Below are 22,841 nucleotides of genomic sequence, written 5' to 3'. Positions count from 1 at the left end.
TTTTATGGATTTACAGTTTGTACAGGAGACCAGCTACTGCTTTTTCCTTTTACTATTCTTTTTATTTTAAAATATAAAGGTTTGGTAATAAGATTTTTTAAATCAACAGTCATCATTCCTCTAACATTGGTGGTAAATGTTTCTGATAAATTGTTTTTATCAAACCCATAAACTACGGTATACACCTCATCTTCAAAATCACTCGAATACCCTATCACTAATTTTTTATCGTCTATAAAAGATTCCCATACCACAGGTGGTAACTTTTTATCCTTTAGTTCTATAAAAATTTCTTTGGAAAGTACACTTTCTCCTTTCGTGTTAATCGCTATTAAAGCAATTGTATAACGGTTTTTAGACAATCCTTCTACATCTATATAATTTGAAATAGTAGGCTCTGTAAATTGATACGCTCCTCCTTTAGCTTTGTAAGCCACTTTGTATTCTTTTACTCCTTCAGCCTTAGTAAAATATACTCTTGCATTATTTTGTCCAGCAATTACATTGTCTATACTAGGAGTAGTAGGTACTTTAAAAAAGATTTCTTTTTTCCCTCTTTCATACCCTAAAGGATTGATTACTTTTACTTTTAACTGATAAGCATTTAAATGCTTTTTTAAACGCAAACTTCCTTTCCAAGTAGCTCCTATTTTTATCGTTGGTAATTTTATTTTTTGCTCGTGTAACACCTCTCCTTTGGTATTGGTAAAAGTGGCTACTAATTGATAATTATTCAATTGATAACTTGGATAATCCGAAGCTTCTTTAGAAATAATTTCTACTGCAATTGATTTTTTAGAACGATCAATATCTTCTACTTTTAAGATTTTTATGGGGCTGTTTTCTTTTTGAAAACGATCAAACAAACGTCTTTTTTGTCCCCATACATTTACCACTCCCCAAACTCTATTCTCTTCGGCAGAAGTACCTGCATATCCGCTTCGGTAATCGTTAAAAGTCCACATAGAAGAACCAATTACAAACTCATTCTTTCCTCTAAAATGCTGATTCCATTCTGATACAATGGGTTTGTCTCCATCTAAAGAAGCTGTAGGGTAAGGATCAAACCCGTACTCTGAAATAAAAACAGGTTTGTTTGGCCATTTTTCTCTTAAGGTATTTAATATTTCTTGTGGTTTTCCTTGCCAACGATACATGTTGTGCATGATAATATCTACATGTGTATTAGGATCTGTAGTTCTTGTATAAGTTTTCTTTTGTCCTGAATTACTTACGCAAGTTACCAGTCTATGCTCATCTAACTCTGTACGTACATACTCCATCATTTTTTTTGCATAATCATAATGATCCGACAATTCATTCCCTACACTCCAACCAATAATACTTGGGTGATTGCTGTCTCTTTCTATCATTTCCTTTAACCAAGATTTGACCAATGGATATTTTGGAGCTGTAAATTCAGGATTTGTTAAATCACGTACGTTTACTTCTTCAAACAACAAAATTCCTTTTCTATCGCATAATTTAATCAACTCCTCATTTTGCGTTCCGTGCATGATACGCATAAAATTGGCTCCCGATTCTTTCATTAAATCTACATCGCGTTCTAAAATTTCTATGGGTTCTGAAGATCCGTAATAACGATTTTCACTTACTCTATTAAACCCTCCTGTTCTTACTGGCTCTCCGTTTAAAAGTAATTGCGAGTCTGTTACTTCTATTTTTCTAATTCCAAAATCGTTTACTTTAGTATCTAACTCCGATTTGTTTTCTGTAATAGTAGTTTCTAACGTATATAAAGTAGGATTGTCAAAATGCCATAATTGTACATCTTTTGCTTTTAATCTAGCCGTTAACACAATAGTTTTACTACTATTAGGAGCTACTTCTACTCCTTTTTTTGTTAACTTTAAACTTCTAATTTCTTTAATTTTAGACAATACATTTACTTTTCTAACACTGTTAGAATTGTTTTCTATCTTAATTTTTAAACTTACTGCTGCTGTTCCGTTTTCTAAATTTGGTTCTGCGTGTATGTATTGATTTTGTATGCGAACGTTTTTTTGTTTTTTAAGCTGAACTCCTCTAATAATTCCACCCCAATTCCAAGTAGCTCCAACAATAAAAGCATTGTTTACTTCTACAGCAATTACGTTTTTTTCTCCAAACTTTACATCATTAGAAACATCAAACTCAAAAGGAGTTAATCCCCCTTGATGTGTTCCGATGTATGTTCCGTTTAAGTACACCTTAGCTAAATGATAAACTGCCCCAAATTGAATTCTAATCTTTCCATCCTTTTTTGAGGACCAATTAGAAGGCAATTCAAACGATTTACGATACCATCCTATTCCTGTATAATTAGAATAAGAATTGATCATTCCCCAATGCCCTGGTACTTTTAAATTGTGCCAATCTGCATCGTTAAAAGAAGGTAAATAAACCTGACTAGGCATTTTTTTAGCTTTTGTATAAGATGCTTGAGAAATAGGTTTTAACATAACCGCATCTGCAGCAACTTGCCCTTCGGTTATGGCTGTAATTTCTATGTAATTGTCATCGTTTTTATCAAACTGATAAATCCCCACGCTAATCCATTCTCCGCAAAAAATACGCTGACTAACATATTTAGTTGTTATTTCTCCTGCATGTTTTATATTGCACTGAGAGGTTAAATGACTAGAAAAAGGATATCTTACAAAGGCTTCGTAATAACCAGATTTTTCTAAGTTTGGACGAAAACGCACATAATTGTCTTTACTTTCTCCTTTTACAAAGTTTCTAGCTAAATAATCATCCTTATAAAAACTAGTTTCTCTTGCTCCTTGTTTTTTAGATTTCCAGTTTCCTTTTACCTCAACTTTCTGAGTATCTGAATTGTCTATAATTATATCAGCAGAAGTAGCTTTTACATTTAGATAATTGTATCCTTGACCAGAAATAGCATTAAATTTCCAAGTTCCATTTAAAGAAACTACAGCATCATCTTTATGTTGAGCCGATACCTGTAACGCTACTAAAAACAGCAGAACTACAGTAAATACCCTTAAGACACTTGTTATTAGAGTTAATTTAAATTTCATGTTTTTTCATTAAAATTGAATGTTATTTTATCTTAAAAAGAAGTATTATTTTTTATAAGTACATAAAGATACTACTCCCTTAACAATCCTTGTTTAAATTTGAGATTTTAGCATTAAAACCCCCTTTTTTTTCAACGGAAACGTTATCGAAAACCATAGCATTAAACAAACTGTAATCTAAACTAGAACAAAAAAATACCTGCAACAAACGTTACAAGTATTTTGGAGTTTTTATAATTTGCTTATTAGTTCTTCTTCTTTTTTTGTTGTTTGGCTTTTTTTAAAGCCTTCTTCTTTGCTAATTTTGCTTTTTTAGCGGCTTTTAATTGTGCTAATTTCTTTTGATGTTTTTCTGACAAGGGTCCGTGTTGAGCCTCATCAAACATATCAAACCTAGGCAAGACTTTATTCAAAGCATCTCTTTCTGCTCTAAGTTCTGACGGCACCTTGCTCCAATCTTTAATTTCAGGAAAACTTATTAAATCTGACGGATATTCTCTTACATCGTACCATTTGTTCAATCCATCTTTCAGCACTTTCTCTCCTCTAATTATCTGTAAACTGTCTTTATAACCATACACCCAATCTCTATGTGTTTTTTTATTGGTGGTTAAAAACGGCATTAAACTTTCTCCATTAATTTCATAATCTTTAGGAAATTCAAACCCAACAATTTCGGCAAGAGTTGGCAAAATGTCTGACAAATTCATTAATATATCTTGTTCTCCTTTTTTGGTAAATCCAAGTCCTGGCCCATACATCATAAAAGGAACATGCGTTCCCTTTTGAGATTCTGGATTGTTTTTTCCGTACTTGCTAGAACCATTGTCTGCACAAAAAATAATCAATGTGTTGTTGTCTATTTTTAATTCTTTTAATTTTTTTAGATACAACCACATTTGGTAATCTAAATAATTTACATGACTGTGAATTCCGCTTGGCGATAAAGAATTATGCATATCGTAAATCCCATTTGCTCCTGTTACATTGGGTTCTTCTCTTGTATATTTCCCGTTTTTCCAAGTTATTTTTGGAGTTTCAATCCATTTTAAATCTGAACGCTTTGGATTGAAATAATTCATGGCAGCATGACCTAAATGCGTGGCATGATAGACAAAAAAAGGTTTATCTTCTTTTACTTTTCTTTCCATAAAATCAAAAATAAAATCCAATTCTACATCAGGACCATACGTATTTAATCCGTAATCTTTTTTAGATTCTGCTGTGTTTGGCCACCACTCAAATTGTTTTTTAGAGCTTGGATGATTCATTAACATTACATGAGGTTTCCAATACCAACTAGAAGATTCGTAATATGGATAACCTAATGGTTTTCCCGTGTCTTGATTGATTAGTTCTTTTTTTCCATTTACTTTCTTTTGTTCTAATGTAAAATTTGAATACGGGTTTTCCCCCAATTCTGTAATAGATGATTCTCCTGGAGTAAACACTCCTTCATCAAAACCAAACTTTTGTAAATTTCTATTTCGCATCTGACTTTTTCCAGACCACATAGTCGCATATCCTCCTTTTTTAGCTACATGACCTATAGATAAAGGAGAACTAGCAAATAGTGGATAACTTCCTAAGTTTCCGTCTTCATCAGTATACTGTCCTATGGTTTTGTTCCCCCACCACTTGTGTAAATGTGGATACCTACCTGTCATTAACATGGCTCTACTTGGCGAACAAACCACAGAAGCCCATGCTGTTTTCACATATATTCCTTCTTTGGCAATTTTATCTAATACAGGTGTTTTTGCTCTTAAATTTGGATCTTGAGAATCTTTATTTCCTTTATCAGAACTCCAAGTATCTGATTTGTATATAGGAAATTCACGTGCACTGATATCATCGGCCAATATTAAAATAATATTGGGTTTTTGTTTTTTTTGAGCTACTACCGCCATGGTAGCTATCATTATACATGCTATTATTTTTTTCATCATCTTTTAAATTTATAGATTATTTTTTCGGAAACGTTACCGACAGGTATAAACCAAAAGAACCAGTAATTTTCATTACTGGTTCTTGTTAGCGTTGCAAAACTTATTTGTTTTTATTTTTTGCTTTTTGTTTGGCTCTTTTCTTAGCTTTTAGTGCTTTTAACTTTTCCGCTTTTAAAGCCTCTTGTTTTTCTACTTGTTGTTTTTGCTTGGCTGTTAAAGGTCCGTGTCTTTGAGTTTTAAATGTATTGAATTGAGGTAGTATTTTTTCTAATGTTTCTTTTTCTGTTTTTAATTCTTTAGAAACAGTATTCCAATCCTTAACAATAGGATAACTAATTAAATCTGATGGTGTTTCGCTAACATCGTACCATTTATTGAATCCATCTTTTAACACATTTTTACTTCTAATAATTTGTTGTCCATCTTTATAACCATAAATCCAATCTCTGTGTTCTTTTTGATTGGTTGTTAAGAAAGGCCATAAACTAACTCCGTTAATTTCGTAATCTTTAGGAATTGTAACTCCTCCAATTTCTGCAATGGTAGGCAATACATCTGCCAAGTTTACCAACACATCTTGCTCTCCTTTTTTAGTCAACCCTAAACCCGGTGCATACACAATAAAAGGCACATGTGTTCCTTTTTGTGATTCTGCACTATTTTTACCATAACCACTTGTACCATTGTCTGCACAAAAAATAACGATGGTGTTTTTATCAATTTTTAATTCTTTTAATTTTTGTAAATACAAAGACATCTGATAATCTAAATAATTAATGTGACGGTGAATTCCAGATTCGGTAACAGTTCCATGTGTGTTGTACACTCCGTTATCTCCCGTTACATTTGGCTCTGTTCTTTTGTATTTTCCATTTTTCCATTCAATTTTTGGAGTTCCTGGCCATTTGTTATGACTACTCGGATTTAAGAAATCAAATCCATCATGACCTAAATGTGTGGTATGATACACAAAGAAAGGTTTATCTTCCTTTACTTTTCTATCCATAAAATCAAAAATAAAATCCAATTCTACATCTGGCCCATAGGTGTTTAAACCATATTCTTTTTTAGATTTTTCTGTGTTTGGCCACCATTCAAATTCTTTTTTAGAAGTTGGATGATTCATTAACATTACGTGAGGTTTCCAATACCAACCTGCTTGATCGTAATAATCTACTTTTTGTTTGGTATCGTTATTTAGCATTACTTTTTTTCCATCTACCTTTTGAGTTTGAACTCTAAAATCTGTAAAAGGATTATCACCTCCTAAACTAGATTCTCCTGGAGTAAATACACCTTCATCAAAACCAAACTTATCTAAATTAGGATTACGCATTTGTGTTTTTCCTGCCCAAATAGATGTGTAACCACCTTGCTTAGCAATATGTCCAATGGTTAATGGAGAACTTGCGTACAAAGGAAGTGTTCCTATTCTTCCTTCCTCGTTTGTATATTTTCCTGTGGTTTTATTTCCCCACCATTTGTGTAAATGTGCATATCTACCCGTCATCATCATAGCTCTACTAGGCGAACATACCACGGCTGCCCAAGCTGTTTTAACATACAATCCTTTATTTGCAATTTCATCTAACACAGGAGTATGGGCTCTATATTTTAGATCTTGCGTATCGCCTCCTTTTGGTGGACTCCACGTATCTGATTTGTAAATAGGCAATTCACGAGCACTAATATCATCGGCTAAAACCACAATAATATTTGGCTTTTTATTTTTTTGTGCCGCCAATAAATTGGCAAGCATTAAGAATAGTATCGTTATTTTTTTCATCTTATTTTAGTTTTTAAAATCTTTTAATTTGGGGATTATGTTAGAGGGAATGTCTAATTTTTTATCATCAGAACCTTTGGCAAAATTGCTAATCTTGTAGCTTTCTTTTTTACTCCAATCTATTTCTACACGACCATCACCCAACACAATATTGGTTAATTTTTTACGGAACCATTCCGTTAATTTTTTATAGTCTTTAGTCAACGCTACATTGTTTCTTTCATCAGGATCGTTACGCAAATCAAACAAAGCAACCTCTACAGTTTGTAAACTTTGAGTTCTTGCCCAATCTAAACCTGTACCTGGAGGAACTTGTTTTCCTGGTTTTGAGTTTTTCTCTTTAATACGCATAGAAAAAGCAAAATCTTTTCCTCTTAAATAAGCTCTTGGTCCGTAAACATGATTCATTTCTCCCAATACATATTCTTTTTCTTTTTCCAACCCTCTGGCTACTTTGCTTAAATCAATTCCATCTAAATATTGATGTTGTGGACTGTTTATGTCTTCTTTAGCTGCTGATAATACGGTTGTAAAAATATCTACATATTCTACAAAAGCTTTGCTTACTTTGTTTTTAGGATACAATTTTATGTTAGATCCTGCCACTACAATTGCTCCATTGTTAGAGGTATTGTAAGGTGCAAATTTGGCTTCTATTCCTTGTTCTCCTAACTGCCATCCGTGATCTCCCACAGTTAAAATAATTACGTATTCCTGATTGTTTTTTTTGCTAAAATCTTTAAAATCTTGAATAGCTTTTCCAATCAACGCATCACCATAGGCACAGAATGCATAATAATCTCTAACTGCTTGTTGTTTTTCAGATGCTGTTAATCCATCTATTTTCATAGTTTGATACAACTTTACTAACTGCGGAGGCAATTTGCTTAGTTCTTCTTTTTTATCAAAAGATGGAATTTTATACGTTTTGTTTTTAAACTGATCTCTAAATTCTTTTGGAGGTAATACTGGTGTGTGTGGTAAATGAAAATTTAAACTCACAAATTGTGGTTGTTTTTCTTTAGGTCCGTTTACATTTCTACCTGATAAGGTTTGATATGCTTTGTTCTGGTGCTTTAAATAATTTTGATATTCTTTTACAATAAAACCATCTAAAGTTTCTCCTGAAGGTCTTGGACTTACACCTCCAATAATCATATTTTCTTGTTTGCGAGTATAAGCTCTAAGAATTTCTAATTTTTCATCAACCTTTTTAAATTGTTCTTTGTGAGCTGCATCTTTTGCTTCTGGCACTACTTCTAGTTTACTTCCATCGCTATACAAAAAGGCTTCTATTTGTAAAGGTTTTTCTCCTTTTACTTTTAGTTTTCCTTTGTTATCAAAATCAGTATATCCTTTAAGAATTAAATCATTCTTGTAATTTACGTTTACATCATAATAACCCGGATCTGTCCAGCTTGGTCTACTTTTCTTTTCGTCCCATTCTAAAATTCTGTATCCGGATTTACCAAACAAGGCTGTTCCGTAACCTATTTCTTTTAAAACTTGTGGCATCATAGGTTTGGTAATAGACACTTTATTGTGTGCTTGTTCAAAACCTGTGACTCCGTTATGATGTGGATACAAACCTGTCATCATAGAACTACGAGAAGGTGCGCATGCAGGAGAGTTGCAATAAGCATTAGTAAACAACGTTCCTTCTTTTGCCAGTTGATTGATACTAGGAGAACTTACATATCCTAATTTACTTTCTTTTTGTCCTAAAACATCCTGATTAACAGCCTCAATAGCATCTGCTCTATGGTCGTCTGTTACAATCCATAAAATATTAGGTTTGTTTTGTTGTGCATTTAATCCCGTGAATACAAAGAGTAAAGCATAGAAAAATTTATTCATTTCTTTTTAGTTTGTTGGTTTACTTAGTTAAGACTTTTTTAAGTCTTAAAGTTTAATGGCAAGGCTTTAGAACTACAACACATATGTGTTCACTTGAAACACTTATGTTTTTAAAACAACAAACCCCTAGTGTTTACTAGGGGTTTGTATAATGAATAAAAAATTAAAATTATTTGTTTTTATCGCCAGCTATGGCTTTTCTAATAATGTCTTCTCTCTTTTTTTCTTCTCTATTACAGTTAAACAAATGAGCATCTTCCCACAATGGAGTTACATTGTCTTTAGTCCATGCAATGTATTTTTGTTTTAACTTTTCAACAATTTCAGGATGGTTTACTGCAATGTTATGATTTTCGTATTCATCCTTATCTATATCAAACAAAAAGGCTTCTTTCTTATAATAAGAGTAAATCAACTTGTAATTTTTATCTCTTACCGCATATCCTTCTCCTCCCGAATATTGCCAATACATAGGTCTTTCTTTTAAACTTTTATTCTTTTTAGTAAGAATTGGTAGCAAGTCTACCCCATCTAATTTTTTACTAGTTGGTTGCTCTATATTGGCTGCTGATAAAATGGTAGGAAAAATATCTAACGCAATAATTGGCTTTTTATACACTCTGTTCCCTTTTACTTTTTTAGGCCAAGAAATTAAGAAAGGCTCTCTAATTCCACCTTCAAACAACATTCCTTTATGTCCTCTATATGGATAACTACTTGCTCCGTGAGAATGTCCTCCGTTATCGCTATAAAAAATAATTAAAGTGTTTTCGTACTCTCCTGTGTCTTTTAGTTTCTGAATTACTTTTCCTATTCCAGCATCCATACCAACTACCATAGCAGCATAAGCCGCTCTTTCTCCATTTTCTATATGCTTTACTTTGTCTACATATTCTTTAGTGGCTTGTATAGGTGCGTGTGGAGCATTGTATGCTAAATACATAAAAAATGGTTTTTCGTTTTTAGAATACTTGTCTATATAATTAACTGCTTCGTTAGAAAAATCGTCTGTTAAATACGTTAATTCACTTTTAGGAACTATTTTACCATCTCTAACCACACCTAGTTCTTTGTTTTTTTCTGTAGTATTTCCCCAATAGTTTAAACCACCTCCGCTAAAACCAAACCAATCATCAAAACCTCTATTGTTTGGCAAAAATTTGTTTGCATTTCCTAAATGCCATTTTCCTATAGCACAGGTTTGATAATTATTTTTTTGTAACAATTCAGAAATCATTAATTCATTTAACGGCAAACCAATAACGGTATCTTCACTTTGTTTTGTGTTTTCTGGATTGTTCTCGTGTCCAAATTTTTGTTGATATCTACCCGTTAACAATCCTGCTCTACTTGGGCTGCAATATGGGTGTGATGAATACCCTTGACTAAAAACAACTCCTTCTTTTGCTAGTTTATTTAAATTAGGTGTAGGAATATCTGTAGCTCCGTTAAACCCAACATCTCCCCAACCTTGATCATCTGATAAGATGATTAATACATTAGGCTTTTTTTGTGCCGTAGCAACCCAAACGGTTGCTAAAAACAATAGCGCACTTATTTTTTTGATCATTTTAAATTTATTTTTTACCTAAGCAAGCTAGCACTATCATAATAAGTTTGTTGACACAAATGTTTTTTAAACTGCCACAAATAGACAATCCTACTCTACTTTATTTCTCTAACCCAAATATTTCTATAACTCACCGGATTTCCATGATCTTGTAATTTTATTGGTCCTTTACCATGTGGAGTGTAGCTAGGCAAACCAATATAACGTGTAGGTCCTTTTATAATAAAATGATCTTGTACCAAAACACCATTATGCAATACTGTTACGCTTGCTGGTTTTACAATTTCTTTTCCCTTAAATTCTGGTGCATGATAAATGATATCATAGGTATTCCATTCTCCAGTAGGCACCAATGCTTTTGCCAAAGGCACAGATTGTTTATAAACCGAAGCTACTTGACCGTTTACATAAGTATCATTGTTATTATTATCTAAAATTTGAATCTCATATCTCCCTTGTAAAAACACTCCACTATTCCCTCGTTGTTGTCCTTTTCCATTAATTTTTGTTGGAGATTTCCACTCTATATGCAATTGCATAGATCCAAAACTTTTTTTAGTCTGTATGGTTGCATTTTTTTGATCTTGACCTCTGTGAATGGTCATACTTTTATCATCCTTATTTAACACCCAAGAAGGTGTGCTTTTATCTTTAGAATTTATCCACTCTTCTAAATTACTTCCATCAAACAACACAACAGCATCGCTAGGAACTCCGTTTTGTCCGTATGGTTGAACTGTGGGAGGTACAGGCTCATAAACTTCAGTATCTTTTGGATTTTTTATTTCTTGTGCAATCCCTAGGTTAAAACAAAAGAGTGCAAGTGCTATTATTGATGTTTTATTCATATTTTTTATTAAAATAGTTCTTTTCTCTAAAGTAGGTAATCTACTCAAAATCAATGTTTATTATAAATCAGTGAAATATTTTAAACAAAAAAATCACTTTATTTCCTGTAATTTACACACAACTCAACCAATTCCTAATGATATTCATAATAAACACCGTTTTTTAATAAATAAACATTAAAAAACCTTACAACTAAAATCTATCAGTAAATGAAAAAAAAGCTCATTCTTTTAGCATTAATCCCACTCGTGATTTCTTGCTCTACAAGTTCTTCAAAAAAAGAATTCACAGAAAAAAAACAGATTAAAACACTACCTGCTACAGCTATTTCTTTAGATGACTTAAGTGATTTTAAAAATACAGATAGCAATTGGAGTATTGTTGGAGATGTATACGTAGACCGACAAGTAGAGAAAAAAATAGAAGGTTCTAAAGGAAAAGGTGTTTTAATGAATACACCTACTCAAGAACATAAAAAACATCTTTTTACAAAATTTGAACATGGAGACATTGAACTAGAACTAGATGTAATGATGCCCTTAAAATCTAACTCTGGTTTGTACTTTCAGGGAAGATATGAAATTCAACTTTATGATAGTTGGAAAGTTACAGAACCTGCTTACAAAGATATGGGAGGTATTTACCAAAGATGGGACAAAACAAAACCTAAAGGACAAGAAGGCTTTCAGGGTCATGCCCCAAAAACAAATGCCGCTAAAGCTCCAGGCTTATGGCAACATTTAAAAATTATTTTTCATGCTCCAAGATTTGACAACCAAGGAACTAAAATAAAAAACGCGTGGTTTGAAGAAGTTAGACTTAATAATATATTAATTCATGAAAATGTAGAAGTAACAGGCCCTACTAGAGCTGCTCCTTTTAATAATGAAAAACCATTAGCATCATTAATGATTCAAGGAGACCATGGTCCTGTAGCTTTTAAAAACATTACTTATAAACTTTACAAAAATCAAAACCTAAAAATTCATAAAAGTGATTTAAAAATTTATGACAACTCCAAAAAAGAGTCCGTTATAAAAGACATTGCTAAGTTTAGACTTCTTGAAGAACATCAAACAGATTCTATTTCCCCTTTAACAAGAATTAACAGAAGAGATCAAAAAATAGTAAGTTATACAGGAACACTAGACATTCCTACTACGGGTGATTATTTGTTTGAAGCAACTGTAAATGGTGGTGCGTATTTAATTATTAACAAAGACACAATTGTAAACCTTAACAATAATTCTTGGCCAGACAAAACAGTGTATCATAAAGTTTATCTAGAAAAAGGAACGGCTCCTTATCAATTTGTTTACAACAAACCTATTGTTTGGAGAAATGGTCTAGATTTTTTTATAGAAGGTCCTAACATACAGCGCTATTCGCTTTTAAAAACAAGCACCTCTAGTTTAAGCAAACAACAACCTATAAAACCTATTACATTAAACGTAACCAATACTCCTATTACCCAACGTAGTTTTATAACTCACAAAGGGATTAAAAAAAGCCACTGTATTTCTGTGGGATTGGTTGAAAACTTAAATTATTCTTTAGACTTAGAAACAGCAAGTCTTTTACTTGTATGGAGTGATGGTTTTTTAGATACCACGCAAATGTGGCACTCTAGAGGTACTGAACAATTAGCAATGCCCATTGGACCAACCATAAGTTCACACGGAAACATAGATTTTGCTTTATTAGCTAATTCAACAGAAGAATGGCCTACGCAACTTAACAACAAAAACTCCATTAAACAACTTGGATATGAATTTAACAACAAAGGCATTCCTTCTTTTAATTCAGAAATTAATGGAACTAAAATTACCAATAGCTTTATAGCCTTACCTAACTCTACAAGAGGATTACAAAGAACCATTACAACTAACTCTAAAAACCCTATTTGGCATAAAGTTGCAGAAGGTGAAAAAATTAAATTGCTTGACAACAACACATATATTATCAATAACGAGAGTTACTACATTCAATTTCCTAACCATAGCAAGTTCAAACCTATTGTTAGAAATTCAAATGGAAAAGATGAACTTATTATAGAAATCTCAAAAGGTAACAACAATTTGAACTACAACATTATTTGGTAAATAAAACAGCAAACACATGAAATTTATTAGTAAAATCATTTTCACATTCACTGTTTTACTTATTAGTAAAACAAGTATGTCTCAAAAACATAAAGTCGTAAATAATAAACAAGTTCAAAAAGAATCTGAGTATTATAAAATAGTAGATGTTCCTATTCCTAAAGATGTAAAACTAGAAGTTGGAGGACTTGCACTTACCGATAAAAATCAACTAGGGGTTTCTACTCGTAGAGGAGAAGTTTGGATTATAGACAAGCCTACTAGCTCAAACCCTAACTATCATTTATACGCTAGAGGATTGCATGAATCTTTAGGATTAGCTTATAAAAACAATGGATTTTATTTAGCTCAAAGAGGAGAACTTACCAGATTAGAAGATAAAAACCACGATGGAACTGCTGATGTTTTTAAAACAATTTACTCTTGGCCATTATCTGGTAATTATCATGAATATTCTTATGGACCTAAATTTGATAAAAATGGAGACATGATTCTAACCTTAAATGTTGGTTGGCAAGGAGGAGGTGTTAGCTTGGTAAAATGGAGAGGTTGGATGGTAAAAATTAGTCCCGATGGTAAATTTACTCCATATGCAGCTGGACTAAGATCACCTGCAGGATTTGGAATTAATAGTGAAGGAGCCATTTTTTACACCGAAAACCAAGGAGATTGGGTAGGCTCTGGACGAATGACTCACTTGGAATATGGAGATTTTGCAGGACACGTAGAAAGTTTAAACTGGACAAATGATCCGTTATCTCCTTTAAAACTTAAGCCTAACGACATACTTGAAGATTCTGGAATGTCTCTATACGATTATGCTAAAAGAATTAAAGGATTAAAAGCTCCTGCTGTTTGGTTTCCTCACACCATACTTGGTATTTCCACTTCAGATATATTGTACGACACTACCAATGGAAATTTTGGTCCTTTTGAGGGGCAACAATTTGTAGGCGATCAAGGGCACAGCAAAATTATGCGTGTGTATATGGAAAAGGTAAATGGAGTGTACCAAGGAGCTGCATTTCCTTTTGCAGAAGGTTTTTCTTCAGGAATTTTAAGAATGATTTGGGGAAACAACAACAATATGTTTGTAGGTATGACTAGCAGAGGTTGGGCATCTACCGGAAAAAAACAATTTGGTTTACAACAATTAGTCTGGACAGGTAAAACTCCTTTTGAAATTAAAACCATGAAAGCTCTAGATGATGGATTTCTTTTAGAATTTACCAAACCTGTAAACAAAAAAATGGCAGAAGATTTATCTTCTTATCAAATGACAACTTTTACATATAAATATCATAAAACCTACGGAAGTCCTATTGAGGATCAACAAAAGTGCATGGTTCACATGGCAAAAGTTTCAGAAGATGGAATGTCTGTAAAACTAATGATTCACGGAATGCGTTTAGGATTTATTCATCAAATAGAAATTCCTAAATTAACCTCTAAAACAGGTGAATTATTATTACACAATAAAGGATACTATACCTTAAATCAAGTTCCAGGAGGAGAATTAAAATCACCTCAAATGATGGGTTCTCACAAACCTAAAAAAACTATTCATCAGCCTAAACGTATAACAACTATGCCTTCTGATTGGGGAGAACATGGTGCCGATGAAAAATTAGTAGTAGGAACCGTTCCTGGATTAAAATACGATGTAAAAGAATTAACTATTGAAAGGTCTAGTAAAATTCAGCTAACCTTAAACAACAATGATGATATGCTACACAATCTTGTTATTACCAAACAAGGAGAACAAGTACCTATTAAGGTTGGGGAACTAGCTCAAAACCTAGGTCTTAAAGGTCCCGAATTAAATTACGTACCCAATTCTGACATGGTATTGTTTCATACGGGTATTGTAGGTCCTGAAAGTGCAGAAACCATATATTTTAACGCTCCAAAAGAACCCGGAGTATATTGGATGGTTTGTACCTTTCCTGGCCATTCTTATTCTATGAGAGCAAAACTAATTGTAAAATAATTTTCTTTATAACCCAAAAAGGCCGCTCAGTATACTGAGCGGCCTTTTTTTTTAACTTATTCTTTAAAACAATTAATTGTAGTAATCCCAAAAATCATACTCTACTCCAATTCCTTGTTTGTAATCATCTAAATCTTTTCCTGCTTTTACAAACTCTTCTTGCATTTCTTTTAATAAAGCTTTGTGCTCTGGAAAAAATGCTAAGTTTTGTGTTTCCCAAGGATCTTTTTTAATATTAAACAACTGCGTTACTCTAGAACCTTTAACGGAATATCCTCTTTTCCAATCATTATTGGGAGACTTCACATATTCTATTAACTTATAATCTCCTTTTCTATACGCTCTCTGGAATTGCTTGTAAGCATAATATCCATAATTGTAAACTTGCTTTTTAGCACCATCCATTACTGGTTTTAAACTTTTTCCTTCTACAGATTTTGGAATAGAAATCCCAACCATATCACATACCGTTGGATAAATATCGTGAATGTAAGACAAGGCATTAAATTTGGTTCCTTTTTGTTTTACAAATCCTCCTGAAAAAATTAATGGTACATGAATTCCATCTTCTTCATACACATTTTGTTTTCCCATTAATCCGTGGTTCCCAACAGCTAATCCGCTATCTCCAACCAAAACAATTAATGTATTTTCATACATTCCTTTGTCTTTTAAAGACTGAACTACTTTTCCTATTTGCTCATCTAAATGGGTGATGATTGCATAATAAGCAGACAATTCCGTTTTAGATACTTTAGGAGTTCTTGGCCAAACAGCTAACTCTTCATCTCTTAAATACATATCACCATTATCAAACGGATGTTCCGGCATGTATGACGGTGTTAATTCCATTTGATCTACAGGATACATATCTTGATATTTTTTAGGAGCTTGTCTAGGATCATGTGGTGCATGAAAAGCTAAATACATAAAAAACGGATCTCTTTTTCTGTAATTCTCTATATATTTTGATGCATTTGCAGCAAAAATTTCAGAAGTGTGTGGTGCCGTTAATTCTGTTCCTGTAGGTCCTCTTTTATCGTTTTTGGTAATGGCTCTTCTTTTTGTTTTTCCTTGCTCATCATAGGTTAACAAATAAGCATCTTTTTTAGGAAATTTACCCGTTTTATCCCAATCCCAAATAGGCATTCTGTAATGATCTGTTAAATACACTCCTATTCCCATAACGGATGCTCCATCATCAAAAGAACGCGCTAAAGAACCTCTATCTTGATGCCACTTACCAACCATGTACGTATTATATCCGCCTTGTTTAAAAGCTTCTCCAATAGTTGTATCTGTTTCTGGCAATACATGCCCTATATCTGTTAAATGAAATAGTTGTTTTCCACTATTTAACATGGCTCTACTTGGCATACAAGTAGCTCCAGAAAAGGCTCCCATTAAATGTGCTTCTGTAAATACAGCTCCTGTATTTGCCAAGGCATCAATATTTGGAGTTTTTACAGGTTGCCCTCCTAAAGCATGAATTCCAGAAAATCGATGATCATCTGTATAAATTAACAACACATTTGGCTTTTTGTGTTTTTGAGCCTTTGCTGTTGTTAGTGAGAAGACTCCTAAACACAGCAATACAGCTTTACATATACTATTCTTCATTTTTACTTTATTTTATTTTTAAGTTTTATTTTTTTACAAATTGCTTTTTACTGATGGGTTTTCTGTTTAAATAAACTTTAGAAACCTCGTAATTTTTAACATCATCAAAAGCAACAACAGGTCTTTCATCTTTATTTACGGTATGTACGTGTACATTGTTTACATACAATCCGTTTATATGACGTGCGTATATTCCTGATGCGGGCAAGGTTCCTACTTTTCCAAATTCTGGCCACCAATTCCCTAAAGTTTCTAAGGTATATTCTTTAATTACATTTTTAGCATCTTGTTTGGTTCCTCCTCCAGAAACCGTCATTTCTATATTGTTTAATTGTATATCTGTAATGTAATGATTTGGCATTCCGGTAATAAAAATAGCTGAGTTTTTATCTAACGCTTTGTTATCTGCAATAATTCCATCAAATACAAAACTATGCATTGCTTTCATAGGTATCATCTCCAAAGGAGCATCTACCCCTGCACGTTGTTGGCAAAAAGTCATAAAAATAGGTCTTGGTACGTTGCGCATTACAAGGTTAGAGAATATCATGTTTTTCATTTCTCCACCTTCATTCATCTGTATTTTTAGTCCTGAATCTAAAATATCGTGAAAGGTACAGTTGCTAACCGTAACCGAATCAAAATCTCCACGAGAAGCCAAACCTATTCGCATAGCAGCCCATTTACTAGTAAATACACAATTGGTAATGGTAATATCTTTACAAGGCTTATCTGCTCTAGATGTTTGTAAACAAATAGAATCATCGCTAGTATCAAAAGAAGAATTGGAAACGCGCACGTTTGTGCAACCATCAAAATCCAATCCATCACCGTTATGGTTAATTCTACTCACAATTTTAATTCCGTCTACTACAATTTCATCACAATACAACCAAGCTGATGTCCAAGCTGCAGGATTTTGTAAAGTAATGTTGTTCATACGAATGTCTTTACAGTTTAAAAAACGCAATAACATTGGACGACCATCACCGTTTTTTTTCTTAAAGTTTTTTGGACTTCCGTTTCCATCTATAGCTCCGTATCCTTCTATGGCAAATGATTTTGCATTGCTAGCAAAAATTAAACATCTGTCCATATGAGGTTCGTTCTTATATGTATTTTTATGAGTATCTGTAGTATAATCTGCATAATTAGGGCTCCCTAATAATACTGCTCCATTTTCTACTCTTAGCGTTACAAAATCTTTTAAATAAATGGTACCAATAACTACTGTTTTTCCTGATGGAATTACAACGGTTCCTCCGCCATTTTTAGTACAAGCATCTATAGCATTTTGTACAGCTTTGGTATCTCTAGTAATACCATCTGCTTTGGCTCCAAAGTCGATAACATTAAAGGTTTGGGCAAACAAAGTTGTTTGAAAAAATAAAATAAATCCTAAAAAGAGTGCTTTCATTAATTATGATTTTTAATTAAAATAAGCTCTAACCCTATTATAAATTAAGTTAGAACCTACTCAAATTTATCACAATTATTTTTTTATATCGTGTAAAGAAAATGAACCTATTTGTTGTTTTTATTACTTTTTGCAGCCTAAAACCTTGTGTTAACAATAGCTTAAACAAAATAAAGAGAATTGTTCTGTAATTGCATCTAATCATATGTATTGTACATTAAATCATACGTATTGTTCTTTACTTTCCAACAACCCCACAAAACCCCGATTTTAGCTTACTAGTTATTACTTGTGATATTCTTATTTAGATCTTAAAAAAATCAAAAAATTTAAATATCTAATATCTATTCTAAAATATTAATAAATAACTTATATTTCATCTACTGTTTTACAGATTCAAGACTAATAAATCCTAATCTTTATTTATGATTAATTCCTCCATTAAAAATCTATTTACAAACATATTTTTTACGTTATTATTTATAGCCTTTGGGTACGCACAACAGTCTGCTTCTTTTTCACATTTATCTGTTACAGATGGACTTTCGCAAAGTGATATTAATGCTATTTACCAGACCAAAAACGGATATATGTGGTTTGGTACTCACAATGGTTTAAATAAATATGATGGTTATAAATTTACACAATACAAACCCTCTTTTGACGACTCTACTTCTATTAGCAGTAATTTAATTTTTAGATTAATAGGTGATGGAAACAACAATTTATGGATTGGAACTACTGGAGATGGTCTTAATTATTTTGACAGCAAAACTGAAAAATTTACCGCCTATCTAAATTCTAAAAAATCAAAAAACTCTATCAGAAGCAACTACATAACCTATCTGTGTTTAGATAGTAAAAATAGATTATGGATTGGAACCACCAAAGGGCTAGACATGATAGATTACGCTCTATATAAGTCTACTGATTCTATTGTATTTAATCACATCAAGCTTCCAAACAATCATTACAAGAACAAATCAATCACAAATATATACGAAACAAATTCAGGAGATATTTATGTTGCTTGTTTTAATGGAGTTTACAAACTAAAAGAAAATAGCAATAATTTTACTTTTGAAAACATTACTAGAGAGTTTGCTAAAGGCAGTAATCAAATAAAATATATAGCAGAAGATTTAACCAATAGATTAATTGTTGCAAAAAACTCAGGAATCTATATCCAAGATAAAAAATCTAAAAAACTTGTTAAGTTTAATAACTCTAGCGGACTTAACATAAAAATTGACAAAGACAATAACATTTGGGTAGCTACCACAGATGGATTACTGTTTTTTGAAAACAACATAAACAGTGAAGTACCTGTACTTAAACATGTGTATAAAAATGATCCTAAAGACCCTAATAGTATTAGTAAAAACATTGTAACATCTTTATACAAAGATTTTGCAAATATTCTGTGGATTGGAACAAACGGAGGAGGAATTAACAAATTTGATCCACAGAAAAAAAGATTTAAACACATAAGAAAAACCTCTAACAACAATAGTATTAGTGATGATAAAGTTAGATCTATATTTGTAGACTCTAACAAAACGTTGTGGATTGGAACCGAAGGAGGTGGATTAAACTACAAAAAAGAAAATTCTACCGCATTTGTAAAAGTAGATGTTGCTGGTCAAAAACCCTTTGCCTTAAAAGAGTTTAAAACAAAAGACACAAAATATTTATTAATTGGAGCTGCAGACAGTCCTAGCTTATCTTTTATAGACATTAGCAACCCTAAAGCTAACTACACTAAAGTCACTAAAATACCAGAAGTTAGCAATGCTGTTTTTTCTATAGAAATAGATCATTTAAACAATATTTGGGTAGGTACCTATAGCAAAGGAATTTATTTATTAAAAAATGAATCTGGAAAATTTAAAGTGCATAAAAACTTTAAAAACAAAGGAGGAAAACATCAATTATCTAACAATATTATCAGATACATTTATCAAGACTCACATCACAATATGTGGTTTGGTACGGGTAAAGGTTTAAACAAACTTGCTTATGAAGAAATTGAAAAAACAGCTCCTAAGTTTGTATCCTATACACACAATTCTAAGTATAAAAATAGCTTAAGTTACGATTACATTTTATCTATACACGAAACTAGAAAAGGGGAATTATGGATTGGAACCTTTGGAGGCGGGTTAAATAAATTAATTTCTAGCCCCAAAGAGAACAATGCCAAATTTAAATCTTACAACGAAACAGACGGGCTACCTAACAATGTTATTAAAGGAATTTTAGAAGATGATAGTGGTAATTTATGGTTATCATCTAACATGGGATTGACCAAATTTAATCCCGAACAAGGAACGTTTAAAAACTATAACATTCACGATGGATTACAAAGCAACGAGTTTCAAGAACTAGCATGCTTTAAAAAAGAAGATGGCGAAATGTTATTTGGTGGAGTTAACGGTTTTAATGCCTTTTACCCTAAAGATATTAAAGACAATCCATATGCTCCAAAAACAGTAATTACTAAAATTTCTTTGTTTAATAAAGAAATAAAAATTGGAAAAAGCTACAATGGAAATGTGTTGTTACAAAAATCAATAGACCAAACCCATAGAATACAGCTAAACTACGATCAAAACAGTATTTCTTTTGAATTTGCAGGAATTCAATATTCATCTCCTCAAAAAAACTTGTACGCTTACAAATTATCGGGGTTTGAAAATAAGTGGAACTACACTAATTCATCTATGCGTTTTGCAACCTACACAAACTTATCGCCAGGCTTGTATACTTTTAGCGTAAAATCTTCTAACGGTGATGGTATTTGGAATGATACTCCAAGAAAGGTAGTTATAGAAATTACTCCTCCTTTTTGGAAAACTATTTGGGCATATATTGTTTACATTTTAATTGTGATTATTTTATTAATTGCTTTTTGGAAGTTTACACTTATTAAAACCGAAAAGAAACACGAACTTGAATTAGAACATATAGAAAAAGAAAAATATGAAGAACTACAACAAATGAAAATGGAGTTCTTTACCAATATTTCTCATGAGTTTAGAACCCCTTTAACCCTTATAAAAGGTCCATTAGAATATTTACAAGCCAAAATTGGTAAGCTAGATGAAAACGTAGTTAAACATCAGTACCAATTAATGGATAAAAACACTGACTATTTATTGCGATTGGTAACTCAGCTGTTAGATTTTCAAAAAATGGACAAAGGTCAAATGGACTTAACTATTTACCATAAAAACATTGCCCGTTTTATAAAAGAAGTAGCAGAACCGTTTAAATTTATTAGTGAAAAGAAAAAAATAAAATACATCATAAGAACGGAAGAAGAAAAGCTATACGCTTACTTTAGTCCTGATGCTTTGGAAAAAGTAATGAACAACTTACTTTCTAATGCCTTTAAATTTTGTCCAGAAAACGGAACTGTAGATGTATATGTGTACATTAAAAAAACCTATCATTCAGACAGGTTGACAAAAAAATCTGTGTACAACAGATTGGTTATAGAAGTTCGCGATTCTGGTTCTGGAATTTCTGCCTCTAAAAAAGAACGTATTTTTAACAGATTCTACAGTAACTCTGCTAAAGAATTAGCCAATCCAACAGGAACAGGTATTGGTTTAAGCTACACCAAAAGTTTAATAGATTTACACCAAGGTAGTATTTTAGTAGCCGATAATGAATGGGGTGGATCTACTTTTGCTGTAAACCTACCTTTAGACAAACAAGCTTATTTAGACAAACCACATATTGAATTTGGAAAAGAAGAGGACAACGTAAACACCACCACTGCTTATGTTTCATCGGCTCATGTAATATCAGTTCAAGATGAAGAAAGTGACGAAGAATTAATTGGTAAAAGATCTCAACTTCCAATTGTTTTGGTGGTAGATGATAACAAAGACATTCGTTCTTTTATTAAACAATCTTTAAAAGATAAATACAATATTTTAGAGGCTGAAGATGGGGCTAAAGGATATGAAATTGCCAAAAAACACGTACCTAATATTATTATTAGTGATTATGTAATGCCAGAAATGGATGGAGCAGAATTTTGTAAAAAATGTAAAGAAACATCAGAAATTAGCCATGTACCTTTTATTTTATTAACCGCTAAAACATCAGAAGAAAATCAATTTACAGGATTAGAAAGTGGTGCAGATGACTACATTACCAAACCTTTTAATTTAGAGTTATTACAGCTAAAAATTAAGAACATTATTGGTAAAAGAGATCGTTTAAGAAAGCGATTCAATCAAGAAATCATTTTAAACCCCGAAGATGTTACAGTTACTTCTGCTGATGAAATCTTTTTAGAAAAAGCAATGGAAGTGGTAGAAAAAAACATGATGAACACCGAGTTTAGTGTTGAAATGTTGGTAAAAGAAATGAGTGTAAGTAGAAGTAATTTATACTTAAAACTAAAAGAAATTACAGGTTTATCTTCTAGTGAGTTCATCAGAAGTATTCGTTTAAAACGAGCAGTACAATTGTTAGAAAAAAGTGATTTATCTGTAAAAGAAATTATGTACATGACCGGATTTAACAGTCCATCTTACTTTGCCAAATGTTTTAAAAAGCAATTTAACATGACACCTAGTGATTATATTAACAAAAACAATATTGATGTTAAAGAAGAATAAATATTAGCTGTTTTGTAGAA

The 22,841-nt window shown here is 32.2% G+C and carries 11 protein-coding genes; 3 read left to right on the top strand and 8 right to left on the bottom strand.

What is annotated here, in order from left to right; all coding sequences use genetic code 11:
- Positions 1-2: 2 nt before the first annotated feature.
- The 6 genes from GGR97_RS11150 to GGR97_RS11125 all read right to left on the bottom strand — a co-directional run bounded on the left by GGR97_RS11150 (position 3) and on the right by GGR97_RS11125 (position 11,054).
- The gene (locus tag GGR97_RS11150) at positions 3-3,044 is read right to left on the bottom strand and encodes a glycoside hydrolase family 2 TIM barrel-domain containing protein (protein ID WP_167898599.1); all 3,042 of its coding nucleotides are present in this window, start codon (positions 3,042-3,044) and stop codon (positions 3-5) included.
- 245 nt (positions 3,045-3,289) lie between these two features.
- Positions 3,290-4,990 (bottom strand): sulfatase-like hydrolase/transferase, encoded by a 1,701-nt coding sequence (locus tag GGR97_RS11145; protein WP_167898598.1) that lies wholly within the window; start codon positions 4,988-4,990, stop codon positions 3,290-3,292.
- Positions 4,991-5,093: 103 nt separating this feature from the next.
- Positions 5,094-6,779, bottom strand: a complete 1,686-nt coding sequence (locus tag GGR97_RS11140) for a sulfatase-like hydrolase/transferase (RefSeq protein ID WP_167898597.1) — start codon at positions 6,777-6,779, stop codon at positions 5,094-5,096.
- A gap of 6 nt (positions 6,780-6,785) precedes the next feature.
- Positions 6,786-8,636: a sulfatase-like hydrolase/transferase gene (locus GGR97_RS11135; RefSeq protein ID WP_167898596.1), complete on the bottom strand. Its 1,851-nt coding sequence runs from the start codon at positions 8,634-8,636 to the stop codon at positions 6,786-6,788.
- Between the two features lie 169 nt (positions 8,637-8,805).
- Complete coding sequence (locus tag GGR97_RS11130; protein WP_167898595.1) at positions 8,806-10,206, bottom strand: sulfatase family protein; 1,401 nt, start codon at positions 10,204-10,206, stop codon at positions 8,806-8,808.
- 95 nt (positions 10,207-10,301) lie between these two features.
- Positions 10,302-11,054, bottom strand: coding sequence for a 3-keto-disaccharide hydrolase (locus GGR97_RS11125; protein WP_167898594.1), 753 nt, complete (start codon positions 11,052-11,054; stop codon positions 10,302-10,304).
- Between the two features lie 210 nt (positions 11,055-11,264).
- Between GGR97_RS11125 and GGR97_RS11120 the strand changes: the two genes are divergently transcribed.
- A complete protein-coding gene (locus GGR97_RS11120; protein ID WP_167898593.1) occupies positions 11,265-13,157 on the top strand; it encodes a family 16 glycoside hydrolase in 1,893 nt (630 codons plus the stop codon).
- A 16-nt stretch (positions 13,158-13,173) separates the two neighbouring features.
- A complete protein-coding gene (locus GGR97_RS11115) occupies positions 13,174-15,147 on the top strand; it encodes a plastocyanin/azurin family copper-binding protein (protein WP_167898592.1) in 1,974 nt (657 codons plus the stop codon).
- A gap of 72 nt (positions 15,148-15,219) precedes the next feature.
- Here GGR97_RS11115 and GGR97_RS11110 read toward each other — a convergent pair whose 3' ends face one another.
- Positions 15,220-16,767, bottom strand: coding sequence for a sulfatase-like hydrolase/transferase (locus GGR97_RS11110; protein ID WP_167898591.1), 1,548 nt, complete (start codon positions 16,765-16,767; stop codon positions 15,220-15,222).
- Between the two features lie 25 nt (positions 16,768-16,792).
- Positions 16,793-18,184, bottom strand: coding sequence for a glycoside hydrolase family 28 protein (locus GGR97_RS11105; protein WP_167898590.1), 1,392 nt, complete (start codon positions 18,182-18,184; stop codon positions 16,793-16,795).
- Positions 18,185-18,609: 425 nt separating this feature from the next.
- On the opposite strand from GGR97_RS11105, the gene GGR97_RS11100 reads away from it, so the two are divergent.
- The gene (locus GGR97_RS11100; RefSeq protein ID WP_167898589.1) at positions 18,610-22,821 is read left to right on the top strand and encodes a hybrid sensor histidine kinase/response regulator transcription factor; all 4,212 of its coding nucleotides are present in this window, start codon (positions 18,610-18,612) and stop codon (positions 22,819-22,821) included.
- Positions 22,822-22,841 lie beyond the last annotated feature (20 nt).

The sequence above is a fragment of the Wenyingzhuangia aestuarii genome (assembly GCF_011927765.1).
GTDB lineage: Bacteria > Bacteroidota > Bacteroidia > Flavobacteriales > Flavobacteriaceae > Wenyingzhuangia > Wenyingzhuangia aestuarii.
The sequence above is the reverse complement of the archived record's forward strand: the minus strand, read 5'-3'. Positions and strand labels throughout refer to the sequence as shown.

Coding starts and splice junctions, on each gene's coding strand:
- GGR97_RS11150 (WP_167898599.1), bottom strand. CDS start 3,044: ATGAAATTTAAATTAACTCTAATAACAAGTGTCTTAAGGGTATTTACT.
- GGR97_RS11145 (WP_167898598.1), bottom strand. CDS start 4,990: ATGAAAAAAATAATAGCATGTATAATGATAGCTACCATGGCGGTAGTA.
- GGR97_RS11140 (WP_167898597.1), bottom strand. CDS start 6,779: ATGAAAAAAATAACGATACTATTCTTAATGCTTGCCAATTTATTGGCG.
- GGR97_RS11135 (WP_167898596.1), bottom strand. CDS start 8,636: ATGAATAAATTTTTCTATGCTTTACTCTTTGTATTCACGGGATTAAAT.
- GGR97_RS11130 (WP_167898595.1), bottom strand. CDS start 10,206: ATGATCAAAAAAATAAGTGCGCTATTGTTTTTAGCAACCGTTTGGGTT.
- GGR97_RS11125 (WP_167898594.1), bottom strand. CDS start 11,054: ATGAATAAAACATCAATAATAGCACTTGCACTCTTTTGTTTTAACCTA.
- GGR97_RS11120 (WP_167898593.1), top strand. CDS start 11,265: ATGAAAAAAAAGCTCATTCTTTTAGCATTAATCCCACTCGTGATTTCT.
- GGR97_RS11115 (WP_167898592.1), top strand. CDS start 13,174: ATGAAATTTATTAGTAAAATCATTTTCACATTCACTGTTTTACTTATT.
- GGR97_RS11110 (WP_167898591.1), bottom strand. CDS start 16,767: ATGAAGAATAGTATATGTAAAGCTGTATTGCTGTGTTTAGGAGTCTTC.
- GGR97_RS11105 (WP_167898590.1), bottom strand. CDS start 18,184: ATGAAAGCACTCTTTTTAGGATTTATTTTATTTTTTCAAACAACTTTG.
- GGR97_RS11100 (WP_167898589.1), top strand. CDS start 18,610: ATGATTAATTCCTCCATTAAAAATCTATTTACAAACATATTTTTTACG.